Consider the following 17,824-nt stretch of genomic DNA (forward strand, 5'->3'; position numbering starts at 1 on the left):
AGCGGCCGCATGAGCATCGACGGGCTGCCGCCGTTGCGTGCCGTGATCGAACGCCATGGGTTGCAGGCGAAAAAGGCGCTCGGTCAGAATTTTCTGCTCGACCTCAATCTGACCGGCAAGATCGCGCGCGTCGCCGGCGACCTGACGGGCGCCACGGTGATCGAGGTCGGTCCGGGTCCCGGTGGCCTGACCCGGGCGCTGCTGTCCCACGGCGCTGCTCGGGTCATCGCCATCGAGCGCGACGAGCGTTGCCTCGCAGCGCTTGCGGAGGTGTCGGACCACTATCCGGGCGGGCTCGAGATCATTGCCGGCGATGCGCTGAAGACGGATTTTGCGGCGCTTGCCAAAGGGCCACATGGGGGCAATGGATCTGTGAGGATCGTCGCCAACCTGCCCTACAATATCGGCACCGAACTCTTGATACGCTGGCTGACCGGCGCCGAGTGGCCGCCCTTCTACGCATCGATGACGCTGATGTTCCAGCGCGAGGTGGCCGAGCGCATCGTCGCCCGCCCCGGCAGCGACGCCTATGGCCGCCTGGGCGTGCTGGCAGGCTGGCGGACGGAGGCAAAAATCGCTTTCGACGTGCCGCCGCAAGCGTTCACGCCGCCGCCCAAGGTGGTGTCGTCGGTGGTGCATCTGGTGCCGCGGGCAAGTCCCCTGCCCGCCGAGGTCAAGAAGCTCGGCCGCGTCACCGAAGCGGCCTTCGGCCAGCGCCGCAAAATGCTGCGGCAGAGCGTCAAGAGCCTCGGCGGCGAAGCCCTGCTCACCCGCGCCGGCATCGATCCGACCCGGCGCGCCGAAACGCTTGACGTCGAGGAGTTCGTACGACTGGCCAACGCAGTGTAACTGCGCGGGCGCGCCCCTAATCCGTCTTCTCGTCGAGCAGCCCCGAGACGAAATCGAATAGACCGGGCCGGCGGTCGCGTCTGAGCCGTTCGGCGATGACGATGCCACGCACTTCGGCGAAGGCGCGGTCGAGATCGTCGTTGATGATGACGAAATCATATTCCTTCCAGTGCTCGATCTCGTTGCGGGCGTTTTTCAGACGCGTCTCGATCACCGATTCCTGGTCCTCGGCGCGGCGCTTCAGCCGCGCCTTCAATTCTTTCATCGAGGGCGGCAGGATGAAGATCGAGACGATGTCGGCGCGCATCTTCTCCTTGAGCTGCTGGGCACCCTGCCAGTCGATGTCGAACAGCATGTCGCGGCCCTGTGCCAGCGCCAGTTCGGCCGGTTCACGCGGCGTCGCATAGCAATTGCCATGCACTTCGGCCCATTCGAGCAGTTCGTCTGAATCGCGCAGCCGCTCGAACTCGCGCATGGTGCGGAAATGATAGTGGACGCCTTCGATCTCGCTGCCGCGGCGCGGCCGCGTGGTGACGGAGACCGACAGTTCGAGACTGGAATCGCTCTCCAGAAGATTACGCGCGATCGTAGACTTACCGGCGCCGGACGGCGAAGACAGCACGAGCATCAGGCCCCGGCGGCGAATGCGGGAACCCAAATCCCTGGGAACCATAGGCTCCTTGGCGACCATCAGGGTTACTCCAGATTCTGGACCTGTTCGCGAAGCTGGTCGACGACCGCCTTCAGCTCCAGCCCTATGGCGGTGATCGCAGCGGCGTTCGACTTCGAACACAGCGTATTCGATTCGCGGTTGAATTCCTGCGCCAGAAAATCGAGCTTGCGGCCGATGGCGCCGCCGCCTGCCAGCAGCACCCGACCGGACGCCACGTGCGTCTTCAGCCGGTCGATCTCCTCGCGGATGTCGGCCTTGCTGGCTAGGAACGCCGCCTCCATATGCAACCGGCTGGCGTCGAGATTGGCGGAGGCATCCATCAGCAGCCGAACCTGCTCGGCAATCCGTTCCCGAATCACCGTCGGCTCGCGCGACGGATCGGCCTCGGCGCGCACCGTCAGCGCCTCGATAGCGTCGATATGGCCGGACAGCAGCGAGCGTAGGGCGGCGCCCTCGCCCTGGCGTGCCTGCTCCAGCCCGCCCAGCGCCACTTCGAGCGCCGAGAAAATCGCGCTGTCGAGCGCCGCCCGCGCCTCTTCGGTTTCGGTGGTTTCGGGGATGTCGAGCACGCCGCGTAGCGAAAGCAACCCATCGGCTGTCGCAGGCGCTGCGCCGAACTGCTCCTGCAGCCGCTTCGCCAACCCGGCCAGATCCCTCAGGAAGGCCTCGTTGACCACGGGCTGCGCCTGCTGGCCGGCGGCACGGCTGACGGTCAGCGTTGCCTGGAAATTGCCGCGCGCAAAGCGCTTTTGCACTGTCTGCCTGACGGCCGGCTCCAGCCGCTCGAGGCCCTGCGGCAGCCGCAGCCTGACCTCGACACTTTTGCCGTTGACCGACTTGACCTCCCAGGCGATCGACGTGCCGTCATGTTCGGCGACGGCCCGTGCAAAACCGGTCATGCTCTGCAAATTCATGATGCCCTTGCTTCCCCTGGCGCATGGTCCCGGAAGCGGTTCCGGCCAGACATGCGCGGCTTCAAAATGCCGGAGCGCCCTTCGCGCCGAATCGGACGCAAGGCGCTCCTGATCACAAAATCAGCACGTCCCTGCCGTCAAACGAATCGGAGGGACGATCCCAGAACCGTCCGGCGCTACTGCGCCGCTCCCGCGTCGCCATCGTCGCCGCCGTCCACCGGCGCATCGGTCTGACCTTCCACCTTGGCGGCGTCGGCCTTGGCAGTTCCGGCCTTGGCAGCGTCATCGGCCAGCTTCTTCTGCAGCGCCCGGTAGCGGGCGACGTTCTCGTTGTGCTCGGCGAGCGTCGCGGCAAAGACATGACCGCCGGTGCCGTCGGCAACGAAATACAGGTCGTCGGTCTTCGACGGATTGGCGACGGCTTCCAGTGCCGCACGGCCGGGATTGGCGATCGGCGTCGGCGGCAAGCCGTTGATCAGATAAGTGTTGTAGGGCGTCGGCTTTTTGATGTCCGACTGATAGATTGGGCGGTCGGCGGGTTTGCCCTTGCCGCCGAACAGGCCGTAGATAATGGTCGGATCGGACTGCAGCCGCATGCCCTTGGCCAACCGGTTGAGGAAGACCGCGGCGACCCGTGAGCGTTCGTCGCCCTTGCCCGTCTCCTTCTCGACGATCGAAGCCAGGGTGACGAAGTCATCCACACTGGCCAGAGGCAGATCGGGGGCGCGCCGCTGCCAGACTTCCTCGACCAGCTTCTTCTGATCCGCCAAAAGCTTGTCGACCATCTGCTGGCGTGTCGCGCCGCGGGTGAAACGCAGCGTGTCGGTAGCAAGGCTGCCCTCGGGTGGAATGGTCGCCGGCATATCGCCGTCGAGCGCTGCCTGCTCGGCGATGCGCTGCAGCGCCTGCTCGACCGTCAGTCCCTCGGGGACGGTCAGCGAATACATCACCGACTTGCCGCTCTTCAGCAACTCCATGATGTCGCGCATGGAGGCCTGCGGCTTGATCTCGTATTCGCCGGCCTTCAGGGCAGAATCATTGCCAAAGGCACGCACGCCAAGGCGGAAGATGCGCGCGTCGCTGATCAGTCCGCGCCGCTCGAGCTGCTCTGCAATTTCCTGGACGCCGGTGTTCGGCTTGACCAGAAAGGTGTCGGCATTGGCAGACGGGCCGGGCTCGTTGAATTCCTGCTTGCCGAAATACAATGCAAAACCGGCCGCCAGAATCAACAGCATCACCAAGGAGATGACGAAGTTCATGAACACGACGAACTGGCTGCGCGAGGCGCGCGAGCGCTTGGGCGGTGGCGTGCCGGCTTCGGGCCGCAATGCCTCGCTGGCCGTCTTCGGCACAATCGGACTCGACGGTGTGGACCGTTGCCCGAATTCCCCGTTGTCCGCCGCATTCGTGTTCATGGCGCCCTACCGTTTGGTCTTGCAACGAATCCCCTTGGGCAGAGTAGGGGCGAATATGGCAAAATTGACGGCACGCATACGCCATGCCGGCCGGCGGACCGGTCAGCCATTGTAGCGCTGGAAGACCAGCGAGGCGTTGGTGCCGCCGAAGCCGAAGGAATTGGACAGCGCCACGTCGATCTGGCGGGAGCGCGGCTTGTGCGGCACCAGGTCGATCGCCGTCTCTCGCTCCGGGTTGTCGAGATTGATGGTGGCCGGCGCGATGTTGTCGCGAATGGCGAGGATCGAAAAGATCGCCTCGGCGGCGCCCGCTGCACCCAGAAGATGGCCTATCGACGACTTGGTCGACGACATCGATATTTTCGACGCAGCATTGCCGACCAGCCGCTCGACCGCGCCGAGCTCGATCGTGTCGGCCATGGTCGAGGTGCCGTGCGCATTGATGTAGTCGACGTCTGCGGGCGTCAGCTTGGCCCGGTTCAGCGCCGCAACCATGCAGCGGAAGGCGCCGTCGCCATCTTCGGCCGGCGCGGTGATGTGATAGGCATCGCCGGTCAAGCCGTAACCGATGACCTCGGCATAGATCTTGGCGCCGCGCGCCTTGGCGTGTTCCAGCTCCTCCAGAATGACGACGCCGGCGCCCTCGCCCATGACGAAGCCGTCGCGGTCACGGTCATAGGGACGCGAGGCCGTTTCCGGAGCTTCGTTGCGGTCGGTCGACAGCGCCCGGCAAGCGGCGAAACCGGCGATCGACAGCCGGGTCACCGGCGCTTCCGCGCCGCCTGCGACCATCACGTCGGCATCGCCCCACATGATCAGCCGAGCTGCATCGCCGATGGCATGCGCGCCAGTGGAGCAAGCGGTGACGACGGCGTGGTTGGGGCCTTTCAGCCCATGCCGGATCGAAACCTGACCGGAGACGAGATTGATGATCTGGCCGGGGATAAAGAACGGGCTGATGCGGCGCGGACCGCGCTCCTTCAGGATCATCGCGTTCTCGGCGATGCCTTCGATGCCGCCGATGCCGGAGCCGATCAGCACGCCGGTGGCGCACTGCTCCTCATGGGACTTCGGCGCCCACCCCGAATCCTGCAGCGCCTCGTCGGCGGCCGCGATCCCGTAGAGGATGAAGTCACCGATCTTGCGCAGTTCCTTCGGCTCGAGAACGGCCTCGGGATTGAAGGTGGCGTTCTCACCATTGCCGCGGGGAACGACGTGGGCGACCTTGCAGGCAAGATCCTCCACCTCGAACTCGGTGATGCGCTTGGCTGCGCTGCGGCCGGTCAGAAGCTCCTTCCAGCCATGCTCGAAACCCACGCCGAACGGCGAAAGCAGCCCAAGGCCCGTGACGACGACACGCCTCATCGCAGGTCCTCCTCGCTGGTGACTGCAAATAGCGTCAGGCCGAAGCCTTATCGATGTACTTCACCGCATCGCCAACAGTCAGGATGGTTTCGGCCGCATCGTCCGGGATCTCGACGCCGAATTCTTCTTCGAACGCCATGACGAGTTCGACCGTGTCGAGACTGTCCGCGCCCAGATCATCGATGAAGCTCGCCTGCTCCGTCACCTTGTCGGCATCGACGCCAAGGTGCTCGATAACGATCTTCTTGACGCGCTCTGCGGTGTCACTCATTTGGGCATCCTCGTCTTTTGTTTGTCTGTCTTCGTTAGCGGGCGGAATGCCGCTAATCAAGCTGAAAGATGGTCCTGTCGGAAAGGCAACGGCACCGGACCGGTTTTTGCCCGAACCGCCGGGTTGCGGGCCGCATTACACGAAAATCGGCCTGGGTCCAAGGCGAAAAGGGGTGTTTTCCCGCAACTGTCAAATCATCGCCATGCCGCCATTCACGTGAATGGTCTGGCCGGTGACATAGGCAGCTTCGTTGGAAGCGAGATAGGCGACGGCCGAAGCGACTTCGGCGCTGGTGCCCATGCGCCGTGTCGGGATCGCCGCCATGATCGCCTCTTTCTGCTTGTCGTTGAGCTTGTCGGTCATCGCCGATTCGATGAAGCCGGGGGCGACGCAGTTGACCGTGATATTGCGGGTGGCGATCTCCTGCGCCAGCGACTTGGAAAAGCCGATCATGCCGGCCTTGGAGGCGCAGTAATTGGTCTGGCCGGGATTGCCGGTGACGCCAACCACGGAGGTGATGTTGATGATGCGGCCATGCCGGCGCCGCATCATCGGATGGGTGAGTTCGCGGGTCAGCCGGAACACGGCGGTCAGATTGACCTCGAGCACCGTATCCCAGTCGGCGTCCGCCATGCGTACGAACAGACCGTCCTTGGTGATGCCGGCATTGTTGACGAGAATGTCGACGCCTTCGAGATCGGCCTCGACCTTCTGGCCGAGCGCCTTGACCTCGTCGCGATTGGAAAGGTTCGCCGGGAACAGCTTGACCCGGTCGCCGAGTTCGGCCGCCAGCGTCTCCAGCTTTTCGACGCGGGTGCCGTGCAGGCCGACGATGGCGCCCTGCGCATGCAGCACCCTGGCGATCGCCTCGCCGATGCCTCCCGATGCGCCTGTGACGAGGGCCTTGCGGCCGGTCAATTCGAACATGTCTTGTCTCCTGATCTAAGAGAGAACACCCTCCACGGGCGGGGTCGAATCTCGATTGGTTATGCGAGCGCCGCCAGCGCTGCGTCGACATCCGCCGGCGTGCCGACGGCGCCGGTGGCCATATCGCGGTTGATGCGCCGCGCCAGTCCCGACAGCACCTTGCCGGCGCCCACCTCGTAAAGCGTCGCAATGCCATTCGCGCCGAACCATTCCACCGTTTCGCGCCAGCGCACGCGGCCGGTCACCTGTTCGACCAGACGGCGGGCGATTGCGTCCGGATCGCTGGACGGAGTGACCGACACGTTGGAGACCACGGGCACGAACGGCGCGTTCTTCGTGACTTCGGCCAATGCTTCGCGCATGACCTCGGCCGCCGGTGCCATCAGCGCCGAATGGAAGGGCGCCGAGACCTGCAGCATCAGCGCCCGCTTGGCGCCCTTTTCCATGCACAGTCTCGCCGCCAGTTCGACCGCCGCGCTGGCACCGGAGATCACCAGTTGGCCACCGCCATTGTCGTTGGCGATCTGGCAAACTGAACCTTTGGCCGCTTCAGCGCAGGCGTCTTCGACATCGGCCTGTTCCAGCCCGATGATCGCCGCCATGGCGCCTTCACCGGCCGGCACAGCCGCCTGCATGGCATTGCCGCGGATACGCAAGAGCCGGGCCGCATCGGCCACCGAAACGAAACCGGCGGCGGCAAGTGCCGAATATTCGCCGAGCGAGTGGCCGGCGACATAGGCGACCTTGTCCCTCAGCGAGAGGCCGCGCGATTCCAGCGCCCGGATCGCGGCGAGCGACACAGCCATCAGCGCCGGCTGGGCATTGGCGGTCAGCGTCAGCCTCTCTTCCGGCCCTTCCCAGATCAGCTTCGACAGGTTTTCGCCAAGCGCCTCGTCGACCTCTTCGAAGATATTCCGCGATTCCGGAAAGGCGTCCGCGAGGTCCTTGCCCATGCCGACAGCCTGGCTGCCCTGTCCCGGAAAGGTGAATGCGACGGCCATGTGTGGCTCCCAAGCGGCTGATTTTTCCTGCCTGTGACGCAAGGCGGGCGGGCAAGTCAAGTCCGCTGGCAGCCCGACGCGGGTCGCTCCGGCTCGGTACCGCTGGCCGAGTACCTGTTCCAAAAGGCTTTTTTTCGATCACTCATGATGAAAATCGCTCACGATTCGTTTGCTGGCTCTTCTTATTTCAGCCACAGGCGTTAGCTTTTCGTGACATATCGATGACAGCTCAATGACACTTTTGTGTATGGTCGGGGGAGTTGTAAGGTGGCAAGGACTAGGAAAGGCGTTGGCAAAGCCGCGCCACAGTTTCTGGAAGGCGATCCGGCCACCGGCTATCTGCCGGGCCGGAAATGGCCTGTTATCCGCTATGGCCTCGTCAGCCTTCTCGCCGCCACCATCCTGGTTTTTGCGATCGAACTGATCGTGCGCGGCGACTTTGCCGGCACCGTCGCTTTCTTCCTGCAGCCCTTCAAGCCGGGCTGGACCACCATCATCATCTTCGCGCTCATCCTGATCGGCCTCGACGCCGTGCTCGGCCGCAGCCACCAGAGCCTGATGATCGTCGCGCCGCTGACGCTGGCGCTGGCCTTTGTCGGCCATCAGAAATCGCTCTATCTCGGCGATCCGCTCTATCCGACCGATTTCCTCTATTCACGCCAGATCGTGGCGCTGATGCCGCTGCTGGTGCGCGAACGTCCGGGAACCGCCATCGCTCTGGCGATCGGAATCGTTGGCAGCCTGTCGCTGCTCGTTTATGGCTGGCGGCTCTGGCGCCGCCGGGTACCGGCGCTCAGCCGCAAGGGTCGCCTGGCCCGGCTGACGCTGACCGTGCCGTTGCTCGCCTTCTTCGTCTCGATCATGGATTACGCGACCTTCTCGTGGACGCGGGACCGGCTGCAGATCATCCCGATCATGTGGGACCAGAAGGAAAACTACGCCTCCAATGGCTTCGCGCTCGCCTTCGCGCTCAACGTACCGATGGCGCATGTCTCGGCGCCTGCCGGCTACTCCGACAAGTCGATTGCAGCGATCGACAGGCCTGACGTGACGGCCTCGGTGCCGGCCGAGAAGCCCGACATCATCATCGTCATGAGCGAATCCTTCTGGGATCCGACCGAACTGCCCGGCGTCAACATCACGCCCGATCCGATTCCCACTGTGCGGGCGCTGCGCTCGGGCTACATGTTCTCACCCGAATTCGGCGGCATGACCGCCAATGTCGAATTCGAGGCGCTGACCGGCTTTTCCAACGCCTTCCTGCCGGCCGGCAGCATCCCCTACCAGCAATATGTCCGCGCGCCGGTGCCGTCGATGGCGACGTTCCTGAAGAGCCAGGGCTATGAGACGCGCGCCATCCATCCGGGCACGAGCTGGTTCTGGAACCGCACGCCGGTCTATGCGGATTTCGGCTTCGACGACTTCAAGTCGGAAGAAAATATGCCATATCTCGAAAAGCGCGGCCCGCTGGCCTCGGACGCGGCGATGACCGACGAGATCATCCGCGAGGCCGATGCCACCGACGATCCGCTCTTCTTCTTCGCCGTCAGCCTGCAGAATCACGGACCCTACGAGCCGAATCGCTACTACAATCCGACCCACAAGGTGCAGGCGCCGACCAGCCAGTGGGCAAAGGATTCACTGCTGAGCTTCACCGAGGGTGCATCCGACGCCGATAAGAGCCTCGAGCGCCTTGTCGAATGGGCGAAGAACCGCCAACGGCCGACAGTCATCGCCTTCTTCGGCGACCATCTGCCGCCGCTCGGCCCGGTCTATGTCGAGACCGGCTTCCTTAAAGATAATGTCGCGCCGCGCAAAGAGCCGCCTGACCAGATGCTGCTGCATCACCAGACGCCGCTGGTCGTATGGTCGAACCGCACTGGGCCGGCCGCGGACATGGGCGCGGTAAGTCCGGCTTTCCTGCCCTACCATATCCTGACCACGGCCGGGATCAGCCATCCCTATTACACCGGCTTCCTCGGCCAGATGCGCGAGCGCTACAGCGTCGTCGATCGTAATTTGTTGATGACGCCGACGGGCGAGGGCACGCCCGACTGGGCGCGACAGAAGAAGATCGATCCGGCCATTCGCGATTTCCGTCTGCTGCAATACGACATGATGTTCGGCAAGCGCCATGCGGCGCCCGATTTCTTCCCGGAAACGGTGAACAAGCGCGTCCCGCATACAAGCTGAAGATGCCGCGACGTATCGCCCTTGGAGCGGCGGGTTTTCGGCTCGCCCTTGCCTTGCGGTCAAATTCCTGTATAGACGCCCGCAATCTGCCGGTCCTTGCTGGGGGCTGAACGGAGGGCCGGAGGTTTTTCGAAAACCTTCGTGTGGAGCCAGAAGCGCTTCCGCCTCCCGTGTCTCCGCTCTCGACCGTCTCGTCATGCTCCTTTCTTCCCCGCCCCCTTCTAGGATCGGCGGGTCAGAGAAGTTGCAGAGGCTTTTGCCGCGGGAACCGGGAGAGAAACGAAGAAAGGCAAAGAACAATATGGCTCTTTACGAACATGTGTTTCTTGCCCGGCAGGACCTCTCGCAGCAGCAGGTCGATGCGCTTGTCGAACAGTACAAGGGCGTCATCTCCGCGAATGGCGGGTCCGTCGGCCGGGTCGAGAACTGGGGACTGAAGTCCCTCACCTACCGGGTCAACAAGAACCGGAAGGCATACTATACGCTGATGGACATCACCTGCCCGCCGGCCGCGCTCAACGAGATGGAGCGCCAGATGGGCCTGTCCGAGGATGTGCTGCGTTTCCTCACCATCAAGGTCGATGCACATGAGGAAGGCCCGTCGGCGATGATGCAGAAGCGCGAAGAGCGCTCGGAACGCGGCGGCTTCGGCGACCGTGACCGCGGCCCACGCTCGTTCGGCGACCGCGATCGCGGCGACCGTGGCGATCGCCCGCCGCGCAGCTTCGGTGGCGATGCCGGTGCAGATCGTGGTCCGCGCCGTCCGCGCGAAGGTGTTGAAGGGGGTGCAGAATAATGGTCGACATCAACCAGATCCCGACCCGGCGCCCGTTCCATCGCCGCCGCAAGACCTGCCCGTTCTCCGGAGCCAACGCGCCCAAGATCGACTACAAGGACGTACGTCTTCTGCAGCGCTACATTTCCGAGCGCGGCAAGATCGTGCCGTCGCGCATCACCGCCGTCAGCCAGAAGAAGCAGCGCGAACTCGCCAAGGCGATCAAGCGCGCCCGCTTCCTCGGACTGCTGCCCTACGTGGTTCGCTAACACTCTTTCAGCGGGCGGTTCGCCGCCCGCTCTTCCCAACGGCGACGGGCGCCGCAGGGTTGAACTTGATTGATGCATGTCGTTGTCCCAAAACCGGGGCCACTTTTGGGCGACATGCATTGAAAATCCCGGGTTGAGGTGAAGACCTCTAACTGCCGCGACAGGCAGGACAGCGACATAGGCGGCAACGCCCTCAGCTTCCTGACCTGTTCCAGACAATTCGGCGTCGATCCCAGTGATTGGCGCCCAAACGAAGGAACAAAACTATGGACGTCATTCTTCTCGAGCGCGTTTCCCGCCTCGGTCAGATGGGCGATACCGTCAAGGTCAAGGATGGATTCGCCCGCAATTTCCTGCTGCCGCAGGGCAAGGCGCTGCGCGCCAACGAAGCCAACAAGAAGAAATTCGAAGGCCAGCGCGCCCAGCTCGAAGCCCGCAACCTCGAGCGCAAGTCCGAGGCCATGCAGATTTCGGAAAAGCTCGACGGCAAGAGCTTCATCGCCGTACGTTCGGCCGGCGAAACCGGCCAACTCTACGGCTCGGTGTCGACCCGCGACATCGCAGAGCTTTTGACGGCGGAAGGCTTTTCGGTCAACCGCAACCAGATCCTGCTCAACCAGCCGATCAAGACCATCGGCCTTACCAATGTGGCGATCGCGCTGCATCCGGAAGTCGAGGTCACCATTACGCTCAACATCGCCCGCACCGCCGACGAAGCCGAGCGCCAGGCCAAGGGCGAGACGCTGACCACAGCCGAAGCTATCTATGGCGACGACATCAACGACAATGCGCGCCCGGACAACTTCTTCGATCCCAATGCCGAGTTCGAAGGCGGCGAAGACAACGGCTGATTGCACTCACAAGGCGTCAGAGCGGCGCTTTAAAACGTTTCGTCGGCTTCCAGTCATTTCTGGACCAATGCCCGGGCCCCTCGCCTGGGCATTTTTGTGCCAAAAGGAACTTTTCGAACCCCTATATGTTGAGGCAGACTACAGCGCCGCGCGTCCTTTGGACGCGCAAATGAAGCTGTAGAACTTCGGTTTGGCGCATGATCCTTTCCGAAAATCGAATCCGATTTTCGGGGTCGTGCGCCGAGACAGCGTGTCTGGCCGAGAGGGGATATTGGTCATGAATATTCTGCTGAAACGCATTCTCGACCGCCTGGTGCGCACCGGCAATCTCAAAGTCACCGGACCGAAAGGCCTCTCGGTGATTTTCGGCGATGGCACTGGCGATCCGGTGCACATGCACATCAAGACCGCGCATGCCGAGCGCGCCATCACCTTCGATCCGATGCTGGCGGTGCCGGAGGCCTACATGGACGGCGAACTCGACATACTCGAGGGTGGCGTGCTGGGGGTGATGCGTATCGCTTTCCAGAACATGGGTAGCGGCGGCATCGATGCCACCTGGTCGAAGGCAATCGAGGGCCTGCGCCACGCCTTCCGCCGCCTGCAGCAGATCAACACGGCGGCGCGCGCGCGCCGTAACGTGCAGCGCCACTATGATCTATCGGGCGAGCTCTACCGGCTCTTCCTCGACGAGGACATGCAGTATTCCTGCGCCTATTTCGAGCAGCCGGACATGACGCTCGATGAGGCGCAGGCCGCCAAGAAACGCCACATCGCCGCCAAGCTCAGGCTGAAGGCCGGTCAGACGGTGCTCGACATCGGCTCCGGCTGGGGCGGGCTCGGCCTCTATCTCGCCAAGTCCTTCGACGTAGACGTGCAAGGTGTGACGTTGTCGACCGAGCAGCATGGCGTCGCCACCGACCGCGCCCATGCGCAAGGCCTGGAAAACCGCGTGCATTTCGAATTGAGAGATTACCGCGAGCTCAACGAGCGCTTCGACCGCATCGTCTCGGTCGGCATGTTCGAGCATGTCGGCGTCAATCACTACCGCACCTTCTTCGACAAATCGGCGACGCTCTTGAAGCCGGACGGCGTCATGCTGCTGCACACGATCGGCCGCTCCGGCGTGCCGTGGGCAACCAGCGCCTTCATCCGCAAATACATCTTCCCGGGCGGCTATATCCCCTCGCTCTCGGAAGTGATGCCGGCGATCGAAAAGTCGGGCCTCATCGTCACCGACATCGAAATCCTGCGGCTGCATTATGCCGACACGCTGAAACACTGGGGCGAGCGCTTCGCCGCCAACCGCGACAAGGCCAAGGCGATTTACGACGAGCGTTTCTGCCGCATGTGGGAGTTCTACCTAGCAGCCTCGGAAGCCGCCTTCCGCTGGCAGGATCTGGTGATCTTCCAAATCCAGATCGCCAAGAAGAACGACACGCTGCCGATGTCTCGCGACTATATGGCCAAATGCGAGAAGGCGCTGGAGATGCGCGACATGGGACATCGCCCAAAAGCCGTTACCGCCAAGCCCGCGCGGCGGCGCAAGGTAGCGGATATGGAATAGACCGCCGGCGATCGCCCCATTGCGGCTTGCCTTTGCCGGCCCGCACGCTGAAAAAGGTCTCGTCGTCGCCGCGAGACCTTTTTTCATGACCTATCTCATCTACATCGTTGCTGCCCTTGCCGAGATCGCCGGCTGCTTTTCGGTCTGGGGGTGGTGGCGGCTGGAAAAGTCGCCGTTGTGGCTGGCGCCAGGCCTGGCCTCGCTCGCATTGTTCGGCTTCCTGCTGGCGCTGGTAGACGTCAGCGCGGCGGGTCGCGCCTATGCCGCCTATGGCGGCATTTACATCGCTGCCTCGCTCGGATGGCTGTGGCTGGTGGAAGGCGTGCGCCCCGACCGCTGGGACCTTGCCGGTTCCGCGCTCTGCATCCTTGGCGCCTCGGTCATCCTGCTTGCGCCTCGGGGGGCGTGAGCTATGGAACTGCCTATCCCACTTCGACAGGGCGTCGAGCGCCTCCTCGAAAAAGTACCGCTGCCGACGCTGAAGCAAGCGGCAAAAACGCTGTCGGACCGCTACCGCGCCGAACTGCGCGACGGCCGTCTGCACATGGCCGAGGAGATGGCGGTCAAGGCCTATCTGGCGACGCGGCTGCCGGCGACCTATGCCGCCGTCCGTGCCAGCCTCGATGCGCTCAGCGAGGCAAGACCCGATTATGCTCCGAAAACCCTGCTCGATATAGGCGCCGGCCCTGGTACGGTGCTTTGGGCCGCGCTCGATATCTGGCCCGACCTCCAGCAGGCGGTGCTCATCGAGGCGAGCGCCGCGGTGCGCCGGGTCGGCGAGGCGCTTGCCACTGAGGCGATGACGGCCAGGGTCGCCTGGCTGGCCGGCGATGTCACCCTCGATCTCGCCGATCTCAAGCCGGCCGAGCTGGTCACCTGCGCCTATGTGCTGGACGAGATCGGACCGGCGTCGCTGCCAAAACTCATCGACCGGCTCTGGCACCTGACCGACGACACGCTGCTGGTCGTCGAGCCGGGCACGCCGGCCGGATGGCAGCGCATCCTTGCCGTGCGCCGGCAGCTGGTCGAGGCGGGCGCGCATGTGCTTGCGCCTTGCCCGCATGAGGCTCCCTGCCCGCTCGTGCCGCCCGACTGGTGCCATTTTTCGCGCCGTGTCGCGCGTTCGCGCCTGCACCGGCTGGCCAAAGACGCCGACGTGCCATGGGAGGATGAGAAATTCATCTACATCGCTGCCTCACGGCAAGCTGCCCCATCCCGCGCCGCGCGGGTGATCGCGCCGCCGAAATCCGGTTCCGGTAAAGTTCTGCTCAAGCTTTGCGAAAAGGACGGCAGCGCTGGCGAAAAACTGTTCACCAAGCGCGACGGCGATGCGTTCAGGCTGGCGCGACGGCTCGACTGGGGCGACACCGGCTAAGATCAGCGTCGATTCTCGGCACAGCTTCTTTCTTCAATTTTGTTCTTGATTTGTTCAATGCATTGCGTAGAATCGCGACCTTGCCGAGTCAAATAGAATCAGAACCCCGGAATTCCGTCCTGTGGATGGTTTATCGTTCCTGTGAACAGCGGGCATCAAAGCCGGTTGGACAGGGACTGTTGCAGATAAGTCAGCACTGATTTTTCCCATTCTGATATCGAGGAGCCGGGATCGAAATCGGGGACATCATGGCAGAGGCAGCACGAAAATTCGGCGTGGCGGAAACACCGCTCTATCGCGAGGCACCGAACAACATCGAAGCTGAGCAGGCGCTGCTCGGCGCCATCCTCGTCAATAACGATGCTTTCTACCGCGTCTCGGATTTCCTGAAATCCGGCCATTTTTACGAGCCGCTGCATAGAAAAATATTCGAAGTCGCCGCCGAACTCATCCGTATGGGCAAGATTGCGACACCGATCACGCTGAAGACCTTCCTGCCTGCCGACGAGAAGGTCGGCGACATGACGGTTGCGCAGTATGTCGTGCGGCTGGCCGTCGAGGCGGTCACCGTGGTTAACGCCGCCGACTACGGCCGCGCCATCTACGATCTCGCCACGCGACGCGCACTGATCACCGTCGGCGAGGACATGGTGAACATCGCCTACGATGCGCCGGTCGATATGTCGCCGTCCGAGCAGATCGAGGATGCCGAACGGCGCCTGTTCGAACTGGCCGAGACCGGCCGCTACGATGGCGGCTTCGAGAGCTTCACCGATGCGGTCAAAACCGCCGTCGACATGGCCAACGCCGCCTATATGCGCGACGGGCATTTGTCGGGCGTCGCCACGGGCTTGCGCGATCTCGACCGCCGCATGGGCGGCCTGCAGCCATCCGATCTGATCATCATCGCCGGCCGCCCCGGCATGGGCAAGACCTCGCTTGCCACCAACATGGCCTTCAACATCGCCGAAGCCTATGTGCCGGCACAACAGGCCGACGGCTCGTTCAAGGCGGCCAATGGCGGCGTCGTCGGCTTCTTCTCGCTCGAAATGTCGTCGGAACAGCTCGCCACCCGCATCATTTCCGAACAGACCGAAATCCCGTCGTCGAAAATCCGCCGCGGCGAGATCAGCGAGATGGACTTCGAAAAGCTGGTCGCCTGTTCGCAGACCATGCAGAAGATCCCGCTGTTCATCGACCAGACCGGCGGCATCTCGATCGCCCAGCTATCAGCGCGCGCGCGGCGGCTGAAACGCCAGCGCGGCCTCGACGTCATCGTCATCGACTATATCCAGCTGATGCAGGGATCGAGCGCCAAATCCTCACAGAACCGCGTGCAGGAGATCACCGAAATCACCACCGGCCTGAAGGCGCTGGCCAAAGAGCTTGCCGTGCCGATCATCGCGCTGTCGCAGCTGTCGCGCCAAGTCGAAAGCCGTGACGACAAGCGCCCTCAGCTCTCGGATCTGCGCGAATCCGGTTCGATCGAGCAGGACGCCGACGTGGTGATGTTCGTCTACCGCGAGGAATACTATCTGAAGAACCGCGAGCCGAAGCCCGGCACCGACGAATACATCAAATGGGAAAACGAGATGAACGAGATGCGCGGCAAGGCCGAGGTCATCGTCGCCAAGCAGCGTCATGGGCCGACCGGATCAGTCAGCCTCGCCTTCCAGGGCGAGTTCACCCGCTTCTCCGACCTCGCCGAGGAGCATCATATTGCGGAGAGGTTTGAGTAGTTTTTGACTTACCGCCGCGCTCCGTCACACCCCCCTCTGGCCTGCCGGCCATCTCCCCCGCAAGGGGGGAGATCGGCAGCTTTGCCGGCGTTGCTCTTCCTGCAACGTCAGCGATTGGCCAAAGCGATGGCGACATCCAATCTCCCCCCTTGCGGGCGAGATGTCCGGCAGGACAGAGGGGGGTGGGCAGGATCACCAGCCTCCGGCCGCTTTGGAGCGTCATCAGACTGATGGCCAAATCGCGCATCCAGTTCATCTGCCAGAATTGCGGTTCGGTGCATCAGCGCTGGGCCGGCAAATGCGATGCCTGCGGCGAGTGGAATACGCTGGTCGAGGAAGGCACGTCCGGCGGCATCGGCTCGGGTCCAGCCAACACCCGCAATGCGCGCAAGGGCCGTGCCGTGGTGCTGACGACTTTGTCCGGCGATATCGAGGATGCGCCGCGCATCGTCTCCGGCATCGGCGAACTCGACCGCGCCACCGGCGGCGGTTTCGTGCGCGGCTCGGCCCTGCTGGTCGGCGGCGATCCCGGCATCGGCAAGTCGACGCTGCTCACTCAGGCTGCCGCAGCGCTGGCGTCCAAGGGCCACCGCATCGTCTATGTCTCGGGCGAAGAGGCGGTTGCCCAGATCAGGCTGCGTGCGCAGCGGCTCGGCGTCGCCGATACTCCGGTGGAGCTTGCCGCCGAAACCAATGTCGAGGACATTCTCGCCACCATCGCCGACGGCAAGCGGCCGGATTTGGTGATTCTGGATTCGATCCAGACCTTGTGGACCGACATGGCCGATTCGGCTCCCGGCACCGTCACCCAGGTGCGTGCCGCCGCCCAGGCGATGATCCGCTATGCGAAATCCACGGGTGCGGCGATCGTGCTCGTCGGTCACGTCACCAAGGAAGGCCAGATCGCCGGGCCGCGCGTCGTCGAGCATATGGTCGACGCAGTGCTCTATTTCGAGGGCGAAGGCGGCCACCACTACCGCATCCTGCGCACGGTCAAGAACCGCTTCGGACCGACCGACGAGATCGGCGTCTTCGAAATGTCTGATATGGGCCTGCGCGAGGTCGCCAACCCGTCCGAGCTTTTTCTCGGCGAACGCCACGCGAAAGCGCCGGGCGCCGCGGTTTTCGCCGGCATGGAAGGCACAAGGCCGGTGCTGGTCGAGATCCAGGCGCTGGTGGCGCCGTCGTCGCTGGGCACGCCGCGCCGCGCCGTCGTCGGTTGGGACGGCGCCCGGCTGTCGATGACCCTCGCCGTGCTCGAAGCTCATTGCGGCGTCCGCTTTGGCACCCATGACGTCTATCTCAACGTCGCCGGCGGCTACCGTATCTCGGAGCCGGCTGCCGATCTGGCGGTAGCGGCCGCACTGGTTTCCTCGCTCACCGGTCTTGCCCTTCCCGCCGATTGCGTCTATTTCGGCGAAATCAGCCTTTCGGGCGCCGTGAGGCCGGTTGCGCACGCGCAGCAGCGCCTGAAGGAAGCCGAAAAGCTGGGTTTTGGAAGCGCGGTTCTGCCCTTGGGCAGCGAGGAACTTGCCGGGGGGATAGGGGCCGGCGCTTTCCAGCCCACCGAGCTTGCCGATCTCGTGGCGCGCATAGCCGGCTCACGGCGCAGCCGCGCCGACGAGCAAGAGTGACGCGGC

Annotated in this window: 17 protein-coding genes; 10 read left to right on the plus strand and 7 right to left on the minus strand. The window is 63.6% G+C overall.

Features of this window, described 5'->3' with window-relative positions:
- Positions 1-9 precede the first annotated feature (9 nt).
- Positions 10-849, plus strand: a complete 840-nt coding sequence (gene rsmA / locus ACWTU7_RS00250; RefSeq protein ID WP_455837280.1) for a 16S rRNA (adenine(1518)-N(6)/adenine(1519)-N(6))-dimethyltransferase RsmA — start codon at positions 10-12, stop codon at positions 847-849.
- Positions 850-865: 16 nt separating this feature from the next.
- Here the strand turns inward: rsmA and gmk are convergent, their stop codons facing one another.
- The 7 genes from gmk to fabD all read right to left on the minus strand — a co-directional run bounded on the left by gmk (position 866) and on the right by fabD (position 7,415).
- Entirely contained in the window at positions 866-1,540 is a 675-nt protein-coding gene (gmk, locus tag ACWTU7_RS00255; RefSeq protein WP_029354386.1) for a guanylate kinase, read from the minus strand.
- 5 nt (positions 1,541-1,545) lie between these two features.
- Positions 1,546-2,436, minus strand: coding sequence for a YicC/YloC family endoribonuclease (locus tag ACWTU7_RS00260; protein WP_455837281.1), 891 nt, complete (start codon positions 2,434-2,436; stop codon positions 1,546-1,548).
- 176 nt (positions 2,437-2,612) lie between these two features.
- Positions 2,613-3,851 carry an endolytic transglycosylase MltG gene (mltG, locus tag ACWTU7_RS00265; RefSeq protein ID WP_287338161.1) on the minus strand — a complete coding sequence of 413 codons (1,239 nt, stop codon included), beginning with the start codon at positions 3,849-3,851 and terminating at the stop codon, positions 2,613-2,615.
- Between the two features lie 102 nt (positions 3,852-3,953).
- The gene (fabF, locus tag ACWTU7_RS00270; protein ID WP_455837282.1) at positions 3,954-5,216 is read right to left on the minus strand and encodes a beta-ketoacyl-ACP synthase II; all 1,263 of its coding nucleotides are present in this window, start codon (positions 5,214-5,216) and stop codon (positions 3,954-3,956) included.
- A gap of 34 nt (positions 5,217-5,250) precedes the next feature.
- Positions 5,251-5,487 (minus strand): acyl carrier protein, encoded by a 237-nt coding sequence (locus ACWTU7_RS00275; RefSeq protein ID WP_006203723.1) that lies wholly within the window; start codon positions 5,485-5,487, stop codon positions 5,251-5,253.
- 189 nt (positions 5,488-5,676) lie between these two features.
- Positions 5,677-6,414, minus strand: a complete 738-nt coding sequence (fabG, locus tag ACWTU7_RS00280; RefSeq protein ID WP_352955456.1) for a 3-oxoacyl-[acyl-carrier-protein] reductase — start codon at positions 6,412-6,414, stop codon at positions 5,677-5,679.
- A gap of 59 nt (positions 6,415-6,473) precedes the next feature.
- Complete coding sequence (gene fabD, locus ACWTU7_RS00285) at positions 6,474-7,415, minus strand: ACP S-malonyltransferase (RefSeq protein ID WP_455837283.1); 942 nt, start codon at positions 7,413-7,415, stop codon at positions 6,474-6,476.
- A 267-nt stretch (positions 7,416-7,682) separates the two neighbouring features.
- On the opposite strand from fabD, the gene ACWTU7_RS00290 reads away from it, so the two are divergent.
- The 9 genes from ACWTU7_RS00290 to radA all read left to right on the plus strand — a co-directional run bounded on the left by ACWTU7_RS00290 (position 7,683) and on the right by radA (position 17,818).
- Positions 7,683-9,608 carry an LTA synthase family protein gene (locus ACWTU7_RS00290; RefSeq protein ID WP_455837284.1) on the plus strand — a complete coding sequence of 642 codons (1,926 nt, stop codon included), beginning with the start codon at positions 7,683-7,685 and terminating at the stop codon, positions 9,606-9,608.
- A 301-nt stretch (positions 9,609-9,909) separates the two neighbouring features.
- Positions 9,910-10,404, plus strand: coding sequence for a 30S ribosomal protein S6 (gene rpsF, locus ACWTU7_RS00295; protein ID WP_029354402.1), 495 nt, complete (start codon positions 9,910-9,912; stop codon positions 10,402-10,404).
- Entirely contained in the window at positions 10,404-10,652 is a 249-nt protein-coding gene (rpsR, locus tag ACWTU7_RS00300) for a 30S ribosomal protein S18 (protein WP_006203718.1), read from the plus strand. Before rpsF ends, rpsR begins: the two co-directional genes overlap by 1 nt.
- 266 nt (positions 10,653-10,918) lie before the next feature.
- Entirely contained in the window at positions 10,919-11,503 is a 585-nt protein-coding gene (rplI, locus tag ACWTU7_RS00305; RefSeq protein ID WP_127313498.1) for a 50S ribosomal protein L9, read from the plus strand.
- Between the two features lie 277 nt (positions 11,504-11,780).
- The gene (locus tag ACWTU7_RS00310; protein WP_095519615.1) at positions 11,781-13,070 is read left to right on the plus strand and encodes an SAM-dependent methyltransferase; all 1,290 of its coding nucleotides are present in this window, start codon (positions 11,781-11,783) and stop codon (positions 13,068-13,070) included.
- Positions 13,071-13,155: 85 nt separating this feature from the next.
- The gene (locus tag ACWTU7_RS00315; RefSeq protein WP_455837285.1) at positions 13,156-13,479 is read left to right on the plus strand and encodes a YnfA family protein; all 324 of its coding nucleotides are present in this window, start codon (positions 13,156-13,158) and stop codon (positions 13,477-13,479) included.
- Between the two features lie 3 nt (positions 13,480-13,482).
- On the plus strand, positions 13,483-14,445 hold the full coding sequence (locus ACWTU7_RS00320; protein WP_455837286.1) for a small ribosomal subunit Rsm22 family protein: 963 nt from the start codon (positions 13,483-13,485) through the stop codon (positions 14,443-14,445).
- Positions 14,446-14,693: 248 nt separating this feature from the next.
- On the plus strand, positions 14,694-16,184 hold the full coding sequence (locus ACWTU7_RS00325; protein ID WP_065009846.1) for a replicative DNA helicase: 1,491 nt from the start codon (positions 14,694-14,696) through the stop codon (positions 16,182-16,184).
- A gap of 230 nt (positions 16,185-16,414) precedes the next feature.
- Positions 16,415-17,818: a DNA repair protein RadA gene (radA, locus tag ACWTU7_RS00330; protein WP_455837287.1), complete on the plus strand. Its 1,404-nt coding sequence runs from the start codon at positions 16,415-16,417 to the stop codon at positions 17,816-17,818.
- Positions 17,819-17,824 lie beyond the last annotated feature (6 nt).

The sequence above is a fragment of the Mesorhizobium sp. BHscii genome (assembly GCF_053848065.1).